Here is a 14,869-nt window from a genome sequence, read left to right as displayed (position 1 = left end):
GTCGATCAGCGTTCGAACGGGCCGAGATCCCAGCCGCCGACGCCGTCGCCGTTGCCGTCGCCGCCCCGCAGATGGCCGCGCACGTCGGCCTGGGGTGCGGCGGTGCTGGTGCCCGCATCGACGCCGGGGCTGGCGCTGCGCAGCCGGTAGTCGTCTGCAGCGGCGTCCTCGAAGAGCGGGTCGCCGACGAGCGGCTCCCAGCTCGCATCGAGAGAGGCGATCGCCGCGAGCGTGCAGGCAGCGGAACCACCGGCGGTGCGCACGTAGGCAGCGCCGCCGCCACAGCCCACGTCGCTGGCGAAGAGCACCCGCTCCAGGATCGAGGGCAGGTTCCCTGCCGTGACCCGGAGGTGGGCCCGGTCCGCTCCGCCGCCGCCCGCGTCGAGGATCAGGTTGCGCAGCGAGGCGGTGCCGCCTTCGAGGTGCAGGGCGCTCGCGCTGGCGGCGACGCCAGGGCGAACGCGCAGCAGCGCGGAGTGGAGCACCACGTCGCCCTCGCTCCGCAACGCGGTGCTGGTGGGGGCGCTGCTGGCGAGGACCACGGCGTTCGCGAGCTGCAGCGTGCCGGTGCCGCTCACGTCCGCCTGGACGTCGATGCCGGTGCTGCTCCCCGTGGCGCCGCCGCCCTCGATCCGCAGCGCCCCGTCGATGGAGAGCGAAGCGCCGGGCCCCACCCGGATCGCCAGGGCGTCTCCTGCACCCGAAGCGCTGCCGACGAGGGCGGTGGCCCCGGCGACCGTGGTGGTGCCGCGGACGTCGACGCAGATCGCGTCGCCGCTGCTGCTGCCTGCTGCCCAATCGCCTGCGTCCTCGACGAAGGTCGTCCCGGCTGCGAGGAGGCCGGTGGCGCTGGCGGCGCTCCCGCCGACGACGGCCCGCAGCACACCGATGGAACGCAAGGTCCCGCCTGCGAGCAGCTGCACGCCGGTGGCGGTCTGCACGTCGCCTTCGCTGCCGGTGATCCGCTCGACGCCGTCCAGCTCCAGCGCTGCGAGGGCCCGCACGCCGACGGCGCTGCCGCTCGCGCTGCCGGTGCCGCCGGTGATCCGCCCGCCGCTGGCGACGACGCAGGGTTGGCCGGAGCAGCCGAGCGACGCGGGGACCTCGAGGCCGATCCGCTCCACGCCCTCGCCGCCGAGGAGGATGGTGTCCTCGAGCGTGCCGGTGCGGAGCCGAGCGCCGGTGACGCTTGCTGCGGCGCCGCCCTCGAGGGTGGATCGCTCGAGCAGCAGCTCGGCGCCGCCACGGAAATCGAGGCCCACCGCCTCCTCGCCACCCTGGCCGCCGACGATCCAGCTCTCCTGCACGAGGCCGCCGCAGCCCGCCCCGAGGAGGACGCCGGTGCTGCGCCCGCTGCCGCCGCCGTCCACCGAGGCGGAGCGCAGCTCGATCCGCGCGGCGGCTTCGCAGTGGAGGCCGCTGCCTTCGGTGGCGGAGGCGGGACCGCGGATCGTTCCGCCGGTGGCGAGGAGGACGCCGCCCTGCAGCCGGATCGCCGCTGCCCCTGCAGCGCCGAGCGCGCTGCCGTCGACCTCGACCGCGACGAGCTCGACGGCGCCGTCCACCCGCAGCACCTGCGCCGCGGTGCCCTGCTGCGGCGCAGCGACGGCGAGCTGCTCGAGGCCGGCGTTCTCGCCGAGGTGCAGGCCACCCGGGACGACGAGGCGCGACTCCGCGGTGCCGGTCCGCGACCAGCCCGCGGCAGCGTCGTAACCGCCGCGGAGACGGACGCCGGCGAGGGAGAGCTCCGCGTCCGCCACGACCCACGTCCCGGCGTCGAGGTGGATCGCGCCGAAGCCCGCCTCCGCCGCGATGGCGAGGGCCCGGTCGAGGGTGGCGACTGGCGCCGCGGTGGAGCCGTGGGCCTCGTCGTCGCCGGCGGGGGAGAGCCAGGGGCCTGCGGCGAGGACCGAGACGGTGATCCGATCGCTCGCTGCAGCGCCCCCCTCGTCCTCGACGGTGAGCTCGAGGACGAGGTCGAGATCGCTTTCTGTTTCGGGGGTGGTGAAGCGCACCTCCGGCCCGTCGGCGCCGGCGAGCTCCACGTCCCCCTCGAGCACGGTCCAGCGCCAGCGGAGTCCCGCGTTCTCGCCGGGGTTGGGATCGTCGGCTTCGCCGGTGATCGCGACCTCGGTGCCGGGGCGCACGGCGCGATCGCGGCCGGCGTCCACCGCAGGGGGATCGTTGTTGCTGTTGCGGACCAGCACCGTGACGATCCGCGTGGCGGCGACGGCTGCGTCGTCCGCCACCGTGAGCTGGAAGCGCAGCGGCGTGTCGCGGGTCACCGACGGCGCGTCGAATTCGACGCAGGCCTCGCCGCCTGCGGGCCCCTCCGCGCAGCGCTCCGGCTCCCGCAGCTCCACGGGCAGCGTCCCTGCCGCAGGGAGCTGCCGCCAGTCGAAGGTGAGGGCGCGGCCCTCCGGATCGAAGGAGCCCGAGGCGTCGAGGCGGACGATGCTCTGCTCGTCCACCGCCTCGGGCGCGATCAACACCACCTCCGGCGGCTGGTTGTCGTTGGGCCGCACCTGGATCACGGTGGTGTCGGGCAGGCCGAGCAGGGGCCCGCCGTCGTCCACGGTGAGGAGGAAGGCGAGTTCGAGGGGCGCGCCGCCGGCGGGCGCCTCGGGCGCGACGAAGCGCCGCGTCGGCACGCCCTGCTGGCAGCTGGACCCTTCGACGAACGTCACCTGCGGGCCGAAGGTCTGGTACCAGCAGAAGACGAGATCGCCTCCCGCCGTGTCCGCGTCGCTCGAGGCGCTGCCGTCGAGCACCACCGTGTCGCCGCCGACGAAGGGCAGGCAGACCTGGCCCGAGGGGCAGGGGTCGCCAGCATGGGCCACCGGCAGCGCCGACGATGCCGGCGGCTCCCACCGCAGCAGCGCCACCGCAGGCGCCGACCAGAGCCGCGCCGCCCGGGTTTCGAAGGCGACCGCCACCGTCCGGGGCCAGCCACCCTCCACCAGCCCCGCCGTCTGCTCCCGCATGCCCGCTGCGAGGGCGATCACCTGGGTGTCCCGGTCGAGCCGTCCCGCAGGTGCGCCGTCGAGGAGCGGGCGGAAGCCCCTGGCGTCGATGCGGTCGTTCTCCTGATCGGAGGTCTCGCCGCGGACGAGCACCCTGCCGCCGTCGGTCACGCGGAAGAGGCCGCCCTGCTGCGCCGGGAAGGCCGGCTCGGTCAGCCCCGCCCGCGGGGCGGAGTCGAGGCGCCTGCCTTCCGGATGGACGAGGACCCGGACGAAATCCGGCGCGGTGCAGAAGGCCTCGCTCTCCAACGGGCCGAAGGCCGCGCAGGCGGCCGGATCCGGTTCGGGACCGCGCCGGTGCGCGTCCAGGCGGAAGGTGAGCAGAGCCTCGTAGCCGGGGGCCTCGAAGGCGGTGCCCTCGAGGGCCACGGGCGGGCCCTCGACCTGGGTGAAGGCGAAGGGAAGCGCCTGCTGCTCGCAGCCGTCGACGCCGCCCTCGTCGAGGCAGGCGGGATCGAAGGTCCGCGGCGCGCCGAGGTCGACGCGGCCACCGGGCCGGACCACGAGATCGGCGCCAGCCACTGCAACCGGCGCCGGAAGGAGCTGCTCGGGCCGGTCCACCAGCTCGACCACCACCCGGTCCCTGGCGGTCCGGCTCCCGTCGTCCACGGTGAGGAGAAAGACGAGCCGCGTTCCCTGCCGGGGCCGGATCGGCGGGGCCACGAACCAGGGCTCCGCAGCGGTGGGATCGTCGAGGACCACCCGGGGCCCGGCCTCCTGGGTCCAGCGGAAGGTGATCGGCAGCCCCTCCTCGCCGGCCTGGCTGGCGCGGCCGTCGAGGCGCACCGGCATGCCGGCGAGGGTCCGGCGATCGGCCCCGGCGTTGGCGAGGGGGCCGCCGAAGCGCAGCGGCCACCCGGGCTCCCCGGTCCCGCCGCCACCACCGCCGCCGCCGGCGCCGGCGCGTGCGCCGTCCCCGCCGCAGGCTGCAGCAGCTGCGACGAGGAGGAGCAGGGGGAGGAGGAGGCGGGCGGTGGACATCGGTGCCGCGCATCCTACCGCAAGGGGCCATCCGGGGGTGGGAAGCGGGCGGCCAGGTGGTTAGTCTCCTCCTCTTCCGTCCCGATCGGAGCCTCGATGCGCCGCCTCTCCCTCGCAGCCCTCCTCGTCGCCGCCGCCTGCGCGCAGCCCGAGATCGTCGAGCCCCCGGATCCGCCCCGGCTCGTGGGGGAGGTTTCCGCCATCGGCAGGCCCCTCGATCTCGAGGTGGAGGGGCGGGGTACGCCGATCCGGCTGCAGGGCGTCACCGGCAGGGTTACCGCGGTCTGCGTGCTGGGGAGCGGTGGCGGCGCGCCGGCGACCGGGGCCGGCGGGGGCGGCGGCGCGGAGGCCGCGGAGCCACCCGGCGCTGGCACCCTCGTCCCCGAGGCCGACCAGGTCCTCCGCGCCTGCGAGAAGACCGCCGCCCGCCTGGCCGATCGGATCGCGGTGGTGGGGCTCACCACCGACGCCACCCTCGACCTCGACCGGCTGCCCCTGCGCACCTTCCGCGACCCGCAGGGTGAGGCGCTCCGCGAATCCCTCGACCTCGAGCCGCGCTCCCAGGTGATCCTCGCGGACCAGCAGGGGCGGGTCGCCGAGGTGATCGGGGCGGGCGAACTCGAGCGCCTCGAGACGGCGGCGGCCCGCCTCGTCCGCTAGAGCGAGGGGGCGGGCGTCCACCCGTCCGGAGGGCGGCGAACCCACCGTTCTCTCTGGCGCTTTTTCGTTGGACGGTTGTTTGACGCACCCCGGGTGCACGGCTATAACCGTGCCCTTCCATCGCCCCACGACCGTGCCTTCCTGCCGGGTTTCGCGGGGCCGAGAGGTGCCGCAATGTCCTCCCGTCTGCTCATCCTCGCGCTGACCCTGGTGGCAGTCGCCATCGGCGGCGTGAACCTCTCGCTCACCGCTCCCGATGCGGTGCGGGCGGTCCACAACCAGCTCGACGGCCAGCTCGCACGTGCGGCGAAGGCCGTTCCCGGCGCGCTGCAGGCGACCTCGGAGCGGGGGCTGGCCCTCGCCGCCGACGTGGCTGCGGACGAGGCGGTGGCCGAGGCCCTCGCCACCGCGGCCCGCCAGAACGGCAAGCCGGATCAGACCCTGCTCGACCGGGTCATCGGTGCTGCGGACGCTACCGCCGAGAAGCGCGGCGAGCACGAGGTCCGCCACCTCGTCGCCGTCGCCACGGGGACCGGCGCCGCCGTCTTCCGGCAGGGCACGGGCAACGAATTCGCCGCGGAGGCTGGGGTCCCGCTGGTCAAGGAGGCCCTCGGCGGCAGCCGCGGCAGCGTGGTCACCTCCCTCGGCGACGCGGTCTACCGCCTCGCTGCAGCACCCGTCGGTGCAGGCGGCGCGCCGGTGGGCGCGGTGGCAGTCGGCTTTCCGCTGGACGACTCCTTCGCCAATGGCCTGCGCGACACCCTCGGCGCCGACGTCACCGTGATGTACGGCGGCAAGGTGGTGGCCACCAGCCTCGGCGCCGAGGAGCGTGGCCTGCTGCCCGCCGCTTCCGCCGGCGTCTCGCCCGGCGCGGGCTACGGCTTCGGCGAGCTCCCCGAGGAGACCTACTCGCTCTTCGGCCTCGTCGACCTGCCGCTCTTCGCCTCCGACTCCACCGCGGCGCGGGCCCGGCTGCTCAAGGTGCCGGGCCTCGAGGGGGCCGACGTCGTCCTCTCCACCCCCACCACCGCATCGCTCGCCCCCGTGGCGGACGGCCAGAAGACCACCGTGCTCCTCACCGGCGTGGTCCTCGTCCTCGGCCTGCTCTTCACCGGCCTCGCCCGCAACCGCGGCGGCGGCTACGAGGCGGAGGACGTCGAGGGGCTCGCCGACGTGACCGAGCGTGCCGCTGGTGGCGACGCCACCGCCCGCGCCGCGGAGTTCCTCCCCGGCGACCTCGGCAGGCTCGCCCGCGCGATCAACAAGCTGGCCGCCCGGACCCGCACGCCTGCGGTGGCGGCAGCTGCCGCTGCGCCTGCTCCCGCCGTGGAGGCCGAGGCGGCGCCTGCTGCTGCGGCGGCCCTGGCCGACCAGTTCCCCTTCGGCGGCGCGGAAGCGGCCCGGACCGAGGAGGCCGCCGAGGAGCCGGCGCAGGCCGACGCCACGGAGCCTGCGGCGCCGGCGCACGAGCCCACCCCGGGCCCCGCCGCCCTCGCCTCCGCGCCGAGCGCCGGCCCCGTCGGCGCGATCACCGCCGGTCCGAACGCGGACCCCGACTTCTTCGAGGCACCGGCGCCCCAGCGCCAGACGCTCGCCTGGGATCGGCCCAACACGGTGCAGCCCGGCACCGACGTCCTCGGCAACCCGGTGACCGCAGGCCCCGCCGCTCCTGCCGCTCGCGAGAGCGACTTCAGCGGCCTGAACGAGGCGCCGCGGCAGAGCGCCGGCCCGCAGGGCGACGCCGACGCCTTCGCCCAGGCGCTCCACCAGGCGGGCCAGTCCGCCGAGGCGCCCTTCAACCCCGACGCGACCATCGTGGCGGCGGTCCCCGAGGCACTGCTCCGTGCGACCAGCAAGGCGGCGGCGCCAGCGCGTCCCGCGGCGGCGCCGGTGGATCCCGACGAGGCCCACTTCCAGCTCGTCTACCGCGAGTTCCTCGCCACCCGCGAGCGCTGCGGCGAGACCATCGGCGGCCTGACCTGGGAGAAGTTCCTCGCCAAGCTGCAGAAGAACCGCGAGCAGCTCGTGGCGAAGTACGGCTGCCGCACCGTCCGCTTCACGGTCTACGTGAAGGACGGCAAGGCGGCGCTCAAGGCCACGCCGGTCCGCGACTGAGCGGCGGCCTCTCCCGCGTTTGCGCGAGGCAGGGTGGTGCCCATCATCCCCCGTAGGCAGGTGCGATTCGCCTGCCCGACGGGGGATTTTTCATGGGGATCCACACGCCGCTCCTCGCGGCGGCCCTGGCGACGGCGCTGCTTCCCGCTGCGGCGCACGCGCAGCTCGGCGAGCAGCCCGACTACCAGCGGGAGGTCGCCGCCGGCTCGATCAAGGGGATCGTGCAATCGGTCGACGCCGGCGGCGGAACGGTGACCCTGCGCGCCGGCGGCAGGACCTTCCGATTCCGCGGCACCCCCACGGCGATCCAGCAATTCGCGCAGGGCGAGGTGGTCGAGCTCCAGTACGAGAACCACGCCGGCCAGCTCTGGCTCCGGGATCGCGGCGAGCAAGCGGCGGCGCCAGCGCCGGAGGGGCGCCTGAGCGGCACCGTGAGCGAGGTGGATCGGAGCAACGGCTCGATCACCGTCCGGGGACAGCATTTCCGCGCCCACCCCGAGGAGCTGCAGGCGATCCAGCCCGGCCAGTCGGTGCGCCTCTCCTGGGCGCAGGTCGAGGCGACCCCCTGGGCGCTCCAGATCCAACCCGGGCAGGCCCGCGACGAGGAGCAGGCCCCTTGGGAGCGTTAGCGAGCTGGCACTGCGCTCCAACCCGGGTGGGGTAGGGTTCGCCTTTCCGAACGGACCCCAACCCCTATCCCCCCCTTCCAACTGGCCTTTTCATCCGGCAGGATGGGACCGGTCCGTCCAAAACCGGGCGGTAGGAGGCTGTCGTATGGAAGGTCGCGCGCAGGCGCGTTTCGTCGCAGCCGCAGGTCGGGAACGCGAGCTCGACACGCTGGTGGAGGCCCACGAGGGCGCGCGGGCGACCGGTACGCCGGTCTTCGCCCGGGTCCACGGTCCTCCGGGCATCGGCAAGAGCCACCTGCTCCGGGCGCTGTCGCGCAGGCTCGGCAGCGAAGGCGTGCCCGTGATCGAGGCCCGCAGCGACAGGGCCCGGGGCGAAGCCCTCGGCATCGTGCGCGAACTCGCGCGCGGCCTGATCGCCCTCGCGGCCGATCGCGGCGCCACCGCCCTCGAGCTCTCCTCGATCACCTCGCGCCTCGCGCCGCTGCTCGAGGGACCCGGCGCGCAGCTCGCCGAGGGAAGGCGCCCCGAGGACCTGCGCCTCGACGTCGCCGACGCCCTCGCCGATCTCCTCCGCATCTGCGTGGCCGCGGCGCCGGTGCTGATCCTCGACGACCTCGACGCTGCCGATCGCGGCTCCCTCGAGCTCCTCCAATACCTCGGCGCGCTGCTCCTGCAGCCCGGCAGCAGGCAGGGGTGCCTCGTGGTCCTCGCCTGGCGCGACGGCGCGCCGTCGCCTGCGCTGCGCGGGCTGGTGGACCGGGTGCCCGGGCTCCAGGTGCCCCTGGCGCCCCTCGACGTCGAGGGCGTGCGCACCTTCCTCTCCCGGCAGGACGTCGTCGAGCGCCTCTTCGAGGTGACTTCCGGCGATCCCTCGCGCCTCGAGGCGGTGCTCACCAGGGCCCCCGCCGATCTCGGCGCCCGCCGCCTCGCCCGCCTCGAGCCCGAGGCGCAGCGCCTCCTCCTCGCCGCTGCGGTGATCGGCCACGGCGCCTCCTCGGCGCTCCTGCGCCGGGTCGCGGACGTCCCCGACGCGCCCCGCTTCCTCGAGCGCCTCGTCGCCGAGGGCTTCCTCCGGGTGCAGGTGGAGCCCACCGGCCCCGTCTACGGCTTCAGCCGCGACACCGACCGCGAGAACGTCCTCGCCGCGGCGACACCCGAGCGGCTCGCCCACTGCCACGCCGCAGCAGGCGACGCGCTGGCGGAGGCCGGCGCCGGCGTCGAGGAGATCGCCCGCCACTACCTCGCCGGCGATCCGCAGGGCCGCGGCGCCACCTGGGCGGCGCGGGCGGCGGAGACCCTCGCCGGACGCTGCGCCTTCGATGCGGCGATCGAGTTCTTCCAGGCGGCGCTGGCCGGCACGCAGGCCGAGCGCCGGCGCCTCCACCTCGGCCTCGCCGCTGCCCACGAGGCCAACGGCGACATGCTCGCGGCGCTGCGCCACCTCGGCCTCTCCCGCAGGGACGCGACGCCGGTCGAGCGCCGGGCCGCCCGCGCCGAGGCGGCCCGCCTCTGCATCCGCATCGGCAAGCTCCCGCAGGCGGAGCGGCTCTGCAGGCTGGTGCTCGACGGCCGCAGCGGCTTCGACCCTGCCGATCCCGTCGCCGCCCGCGCCTGGGTGGACTACGCGGAGATCCGCTTCCTGCGCTCGGACTACGAGGGCGCCATCGAGGCAGCGGAGGCGGGGATTCCGCTGGCGGGGGAGCTGCCCCACCTGCGCCTCGGCCTGCGCAACACGCTGGCCAAGGCGATGCTCACCCGCGGCAAGCACGCCGAGGCGGCAGCGGCCTTCCACCGCAACGTCGAGGAGGCGGACGCGGCAGGTCTCCTGCGCGAGGGGATGCTCGCCCGGATCAACGAGGGCGTCGCCAACCACCGGCGCGGCGACCGCGAGAAGGCGATCCGGCTCTACCGGGAGGGGCTCGCCCTCGGCGACGATCGCTCCCTGGTGGCGCTGGCGCTGGGCAACCTCGCGGTGCTCTACCACGAGGTCGGCGAGTTCGAGCAGGCCCTCGAGCACTACGGCAGCGCGCTGGCCGCCTTCACGCTGGTGCGCCGCGGCGAAGGCGTCGCCCACCAGGGGATCAACCGGGCCCGCCTGCTCCTCTTCCTCGGCGACACCGAGCAGGCCCGCGAAGGCGTCGACCACGCCCGGACCGAAGCGGAGCGCCTCGGCAATCCCTACCTCGTCGCCCAGGCCGAGCTGGTCCGCGGCGAGATCGATCTCGTCCGCGGCGACGTGCTCGCCGCGCGGCAGGATCTGCGCCGGGCCCGCGACACCTTCGCGCAGCTGGGCAGCCCCCGCTACGTGATCGAGGCGGAGGTCGCCCTCGTCCGCGCCCGCCTCGCAGCAGGCGAGGTGGCGGAGGCCGCAGCAAAGCTGGCGCCGTTGGAGGAGAAGGCGGCGGCGCTTCCCAGCGCCGACCTCGGCGTGGAGCTCTCGCTCCTCGCTGCCGAGGTGGCCCTCGCGCAGGGAACCGCGGCGCAGGCGCTGCCCCGCCTCGAGGCGGCGCGCGAGGATCTGCTCGCCAGGCCCACGGGCGTCGGTGGCGATACCGATCTCGAGGCGCCGTGGCGGCTCTACGATCTGCTCGGCCGCTGCCACGAGGCGCTGCGGCAGCGCGAGGCGGCGAGCGCCCACCGCGTCCGCGCCCGGGCGCTGCTCGAGGAGCTGCGGGGCAGGGTGCCGCCAGCGTGGCGCGGCCGCTTCGTCGAGACGCCGCAGCGGGCCCGGCTCCTCGGCCTCCCCGACAACGAGATCACCGCCGCCCGGGCGAACGCGGTGCGACAGCTCGAGGGCCTGCCCGACGACGGGCCGGTGATCGTCGGCAACGCCGCGTCGCTGCGGCAGCTCTTCGCCCGGGTCGGCCCGGTGGGCCGCTCGCAGGTGCCGGTGCTCCTGCGCGGCGAGAGCGGGACCGGCAAGAAGCTCATCGCCGAGGCGCTCCATGCGGCGAGCCCGCGGGCAGCGATGCCGCTGCTCAAGGTGAGCTGCGGCGCCGCACAGGAGGAGCAGCTCCTCGCCGAGCTCTTCGGCCAGGACGGCGGCGCCTTCCCCGGTGGCAGGGAGCGGCGCGGCCGCTTCGAGCAGGCCAGCGGCGGCACGCTCTTCCTCGACGAGGTCGGCGATCTCTCGCCCCACGCGCAGGTGGCGTTGCTCCGCGCCATCGAGGAGAAGCAGATCGAGCGGGTCGGCTCCGGCACGCCGGTCGCCGTGGACGTGCGGGTGATCTGCGGCACCAGCCGCAACCTCGAGGAGATGCGCGACGCAGGCACCTTCCGCGAGGATCTCTACTACCGCCTCAAGGGCGTGAGCCTCGAGCTGCCGTCGCTGCGCGAGCGCCGCGAGGACATCCCGGCGCTGGCGGAGCATTTCCTCGCCAGGGTCCGCGGCGAGCGGAAGGGGGGGCCGCTGCGCTTCTCCCCGGAGGCCCTCGCGCTCCTCGCCTCCTGGAGCTGGCCGGGCAACGTCCGCGAGCTCGAGAACGTGGTGGCCTCGGTCTCGATCTTCGCCGAGGGCGAGGTGGTGGGGCTGCCCGCCTTCGAGGCCCACGGCAGCTTCCTGCGCAGCGTGCGGGAGGGGCAGGCGGAGCTCCGCGGCGCGCCCGTCGCCGACAATGGACCGATTGACTTCTACGCCCTGGCGCAGGCCCGCGGCATCGGCGTCCGCGAGCTGCGCCACGAGCTCGAGCTGCAGATGATCAGCCGCGCGCTGCTCGAGGCGAAGGGGAACATCTCGGAGGCGGCGCGCCTGCTGCAGATGAAGCGCTCCCGCCTCTCGCAGATCGTCAATGCCGAACCGGAGCTCGTGACCCTCGCTCGGGGCATGGCATGACCCGGGGGAAGACAGCCGCAAAGGGATCGTGTCATGATCGCCCGGTTGCTGTTGGAGGGAAGTAGATGACCAGGTTCGTATCGTTGCTCGTGGTTGCGCTGGGACTCGCCGCTTGCGGTGGCCCGGCGGACGACACCTGGGAAGAGGCTGCTGGGGGGGACGGCGTTCGCGACCCGTCGATCGGCGCCTACCTGGACGAGAATTTCGAGGACGCTTCGCCGGCGCAGCAGCTGCTGCTGATGATCCTGGCCGGTGAGTCCTCGCCCGATCCGATGCCGGGCTCCGTTGCCCGGGATACGAGCGGGGAGAGCTCGCCAGACCCGATGCCCGGCCGCCAGCGCAACAACGACGAACAGTACCGCTGAGCTGCAGCGCGCCTGGCGCGCCGGCTCGAACGTGAGGCGAGCGGCGCTCCCATCCGGGAGACGCCGCTCCGTCTGCAGCTTCGTGCGTAGGCGCCGCCGTTCGTGCAGCGCGCTTCAGCCTTCCAGCGACTTCGCGAAGGCGGCGAGCCGCTCCGCTGCGCGCTCGAGCTTCTCCTCGGGGATCGAGAAGACCAGCCGGATCCGCTCCGGATCGCCGCACCACGGCCCGCCGTTCACCACGACGTGGGTGTGCTCGTAGAGCTTGCGGGGCAGGTTCTCCGGGGTGAGCGCCTCGCCGTCGATGGAGCGGCCCATCCACGCCCGCACCACCGGCGCGAGGAAGAGCCCGCCGGCCTCGTCGGAGCCGCCCTCCAGCCCGAGGGCCCCGGCGATCCGGGCGCGCTTCTTCGCCAGATCGCGCCGCATCGACCCGAGGTGCTCGCGCAGGGCGCGGTGGCGCCGCGGGTGGACGAGCCGGCCCGCGGCGGTCCTTCCGAACGCCGCGTAGAGATGCGAGCCGGTGCGCGCCGCCACGAGCTGCAGCGTGCCCAGCGCCGCCTCCCGCACCAGCGAAGCCAGATCCGCGTCGTGGGTGGCGAGCCAGCCCACGCGCATGCCCCCTGCGGCGAACTCCTTGGAGAGTCCGCCGAGCACCACGGTGAGGCCGCTGGTGCCCGGCACCGCCTGCTCCAGGGTCACCGGGCTGCGCACCGTCTCCGCAGCGGTGTGGGTGAGGTTCACGAGGCCGAAGATCTCGTCGGAGACGATCCGGCAGCGGTGCTCCGCCGCCCAGGCCGCCAGCGCCACCAGCTCCTCGCGGGAGAGGTAGCAGCCCTGCGGGTTCGAGGGCTGCGAGATCACCACCGCGTCGGGGGCGCTGCCGCCGCGCCGCTCGTAGAGCGCGGCGAGGGGGCCCTGCTCCACCACCGCGCCTGCGGCCTCGAGCGTCGGCGCGAGCACGCCGTAGCAGGGGGTGGCCACGTAGAGGCGCGGCGCCCGCCCGAGCTGCTTGCCCAGCGCCCAGGCGAAGTCGTGGATCAGCGGCCACACCCCCTGGCCGACGACGATTTCTTCGCGGTCGTAGCGAACGCCGCGGGTCTCGAGCAGGAACGCGGCGATCGCCTCCTCGAGGCCGTGGACCGGCGCCGCGCTCGGCGGCACCGCCGCGGCGGCCACCAGCCCTTCCGCCAGGGGCTGCGGCACCGGCGCCTCGTTCTCGCCGTAGTCGAGGCGGACCAGCTCCGGATCGTCCTCCTGGAAGACCTTCGGGGCGAAGGCGGGGAAGGAGGCGATCCGCGCGATGCGGACGGAGCGCGGCAGCTCGCGCACCGGCTCCCTTCGCGGTCCTGGGTTCTCTGCAGCCGCGAAGGAGATCCGGAAGGCGAGGAGCTCGGCGAAGAGCCGCTCGTAGAACCACTGCACCGGCGTGGCGATCCGCGAGTAGGTCACCTCCGCCGCCACCTCGAGATCGGCGTGGAGCTGCGCAGGAACCGGCAGGAGCAGGGTGAGCTCGAAGTCGGGGAAGACCGCGTTCTTGATCAGCCCGTAGAGCACCACGAGGTTGGGGCGGTGGGGCTCTCGGGCGAGGAACTCGAAGAGCGTGTGGGGCTCGACGCCCGAGGTGATGTGGAAGAAGGGGCTCTCGTCGAGGATGACGAGGATGCCGCGGGCCGCTGCCTCGTCCACGATCTCGCGGAGCGCCGAGAGGTTGGAGCGCTCCGAGGGCTCGACGCTCAGGATCGCCACCTTCACGTCGAAGGCGGAGAGGAGCCGGCGGATCTCGCGCAGCGTGTTGTTGGTCACCGTGGCCCGGACGCCCGCCTTCTCGAGCGCCTTCGCGTAGGTGCCGTGCACGTTGCGGCTGATCAGGACGCCGTCGCCGGGATCGCAGGTGGAGAGCAGGAGCGAATGGACCGCCTGCTCGCGCTCCGGCGCCACGAAGATCTCGCGCTCGTCGAGGCGCAGATCGAAGAAGCGCGCCAGGTAGCGGGCGATGAGGGATCGGAACGAAGGATCCCCCGCCTCGTGGGCGTAGGGGATCACGGGGTTGCTGGCGAGCCGCTCGGCGAGGTGCGCGACGAAGTCGAGCTGCTCCTGCGAGCCGGCGCCGAGATCGAGCTCGTCGAGGAGGTAGCCCGCGCCGAGATCCTGCAGCGCCCTGCGGAGGAGGAGCGTCTCCCGCGGCAGCATCGGCTGCGCGCTCCACACCGCCACCTCGTGCCAGATCGGGTGGCCCGCCTGCAGCCAGCCCAGCGCGGTCTCCGCCCGGAGCGGCTCCGCCGAGTGCTGGTGGACGAAGAACTCGAACTCCCGCTGGGTGCGTTGCTCCAGCGCCACCAGCGGCCGGATGTCGGTGTCGGCTGCCTGCTTCACCCGGCGGGCGACCAGCACCTCCGTGCGGAAGCCGCGGCGCGAGAACATCCGCTCGATGATCCCGCGGCCCGGCCTGCCGGCGAGGTTGAGGAGCAGCCTGCCGCCGGGGGCGAGGATCTCCGGGCATTCGTCGAGGAGGCGGGCGATGAGCCCGAGGCCGAAATGATCCTCGTAGACGTTCTGGATCGCGCAGTAGTTGGAGAGGTCGTAGAGCGCCTCCTCCTCGCCTTTCGGCTCGTCGATCCCCTCGGTGCGGAGCACCTGCGGGATGCAGCCCACCACGAAATCCCAGCGCGCGTCTGCGGGCAGACCTTTGAGGAGATCGCTCACGCCGAAGGAGAGCCGCGCGATCTGATCGGCATCGCAGTTGAGCCAGGCGTTGCAGGTCGCCACCGCCGGCGCCTGTGGGTTCAGGTCGACGCCGACGATCCTCGAGAGCCGCGTGAACTTGGAGAGGGCGATCGGGATCCAGCCCGAGCCGGTGCCCACCTCCACCAGCGATTTGCCGTCGTATTCGTCGATCGGGACCTTGAGCAGGCCCTCGAGGAAGGTATAGGCCCAATCCTCCGGCGCGAAGATGGTGGGGAGCAGGAAGAGCTCGAGCCGCTCCTGCGCGGTGCCCACCGCGGCCTCCACCACCGCGAGGCGCAAGGGAGCCCCCTCGGGCTGGTCGCGGGCGAGGTCGGCCAGGGCCCGGAGCTCCTCGAGGGCGGCGGGGCGGCTGGCGGGATCGCCGAGGGCGAGCTCGAGGCGGTGGAGCTTTTCGTAGGCTGCGCGGGCAGAGGCCGGGTAGGTCGTCATCGCGGCGGCATCGTCGAGGTGGCTGCGTGCGGTGTCAACGCAAAGGCCGCCTTGCTCGTCCGGGTGGCGCCGCGCCTGCAAGCCCTCCGT

At 74.4% G+C, this 14,869-nt stretch carries 7 protein-coding genes; 5 read left to right on the top strand and 2 right to left on the bottom strand.

Annotated features, from left to right (window positions below):
- Positions 1-5: 5 nt before the first annotated feature.
- Entirely contained in the window at positions 6-4,004 is a 3,999-nt protein-coding gene (locus tag ACESMR_RS06415) for a PKD domain-containing protein (RefSeq protein ID WP_373046074.1), read from the bottom strand.
- Positions 4,005-4,100: 96 nt separating this feature from the next.
- Here ACESMR_RS06415 and ACESMR_RS06410 point away from each other — a divergent pair, with 96 nt between their 5' ends.
- From ACESMR_RS06410 to ACESMR_RS06390, 5 genes are all read left to right on the top strand, one after another.
- Entirely contained in the window at positions 4,101-4,664 is a 564-nt protein-coding gene (locus ACESMR_RS06410) for a hypothetical protein (protein WP_373046072.1), read from the top strand.
- A 174-nt stretch (positions 4,665-4,838) separates the two neighbouring features.
- Positions 4,839-6,779, top strand: coding sequence for an MXAN_5187 C-terminal domain-containing protein (locus ACESMR_RS06405; RefSeq protein WP_373046070.1), 1,941 nt, complete (start codon positions 4,839-4,841; stop codon positions 6,777-6,779).
- A 92-nt stretch (positions 6,780-6,871) separates the two neighbouring features.
- Complete coding sequence (locus tag ACESMR_RS06400) at positions 6,872-7,408, top strand: hypothetical protein (RefSeq protein WP_373046068.1); 537 nt, start codon at positions 6,872-6,874, stop codon at positions 7,406-7,408.
- A gap of 145 nt (positions 7,409-7,553) precedes the next feature.
- Positions 7,554-11,240: a sigma 54-interacting transcriptional regulator gene (locus tag ACESMR_RS06395; RefSeq protein WP_373046066.1), complete on the top strand. Its 3,687-nt coding sequence runs from the start codon at positions 7,554-7,556 to the stop codon at positions 11,238-11,240.
- A 65-nt stretch (positions 11,241-11,305) separates the two neighbouring features.
- Positions 11,306-11,605 carry a hypothetical protein gene (locus tag ACESMR_RS06390; protein WP_373046064.1) on the top strand — a complete coding sequence of 100 codons (300 nt, stop codon included), beginning with the start codon at positions 11,306-11,308 and terminating at the stop codon, positions 11,603-11,605.
- A gap of 114 nt (positions 11,606-11,719) precedes the next feature.
- Here ACESMR_RS06390 and ACESMR_RS06385 read toward each other — a convergent pair whose 3' ends face one another.
- A complete protein-coding gene (locus tag ACESMR_RS06385) occupies positions 11,720-14,779 on the bottom strand; it encodes an aminotransferase class I/II-fold pyridoxal phosphate-dependent enzyme (RefSeq protein ID WP_373046062.1) in 3,060 nt (1,019 codons plus the stop codon).
- Between the last annotated feature and the right edge of the window lie 90 nt (positions 14,780-14,869).

The sequence above is a fragment of the Vulgatibacter sp. genome (assembly GCF_041687135.1).
Taxonomy (GTDB): Bacteria; Myxococcota; Myxococcia; order Myxococcales; family Vulgatibacteraceae; genus JAWLCN01.
Note: the sequence above shows the minus strand (reverse complement) of the source record. Positions and strands in the feature narration are given on the sequence as shown.

Bases quoted from the DNA above. Each gene is read 5' to 3' on its own strand.
- ACESMR_RS06415 (WP_373046074.1), bottom strand. From the start codon at position 4,004: ATGTCCACCGCCCGCCTCCTCCTCCCCCTGCTCCTCCTCGTCGCAGCT.
- ACESMR_RS06395 (WP_373046066.1), top strand. From the start codon at position 7,554: ATGGAAGGTCGCGCGCAGGCGCGTTTCGTCGCAGCCGCAGGTCGGGAA.
- ACESMR_RS06385 (WP_373046062.1), bottom strand. From the start codon at position 14,779: ATGACGACCTACCCGGCCTCTGCCCGCGCAGCCTACGAAAAGCTCCAC.
- ACESMR_RS06405 (WP_373046070.1), top strand. From the start codon at position 4,839: ATGTCCTCCCGTCTGCTCATCCTCGCGCTGACCCTGGTGGCAGTCGCC.
- ACESMR_RS06390 (WP_373046064.1), top strand. From the start codon at position 11,306: ATGACCAGGTTCGTATCGTTGCTCGTGGTTGCGCTGGGACTCGCCGCT.
- ACESMR_RS06410 (WP_373046072.1), top strand. From the start codon at position 4,101: ATGCGCCGCCTCTCCCTCGCAGCCCTCCTCGTCGCCGCCGCCTGCGCG.
- ACESMR_RS06400 (WP_373046068.1), top strand. From the start codon at position 6,872: ATGGGGATCCACACGCCGCTCCTCGCGGCGGCCCTGGCGACGGCGCTG.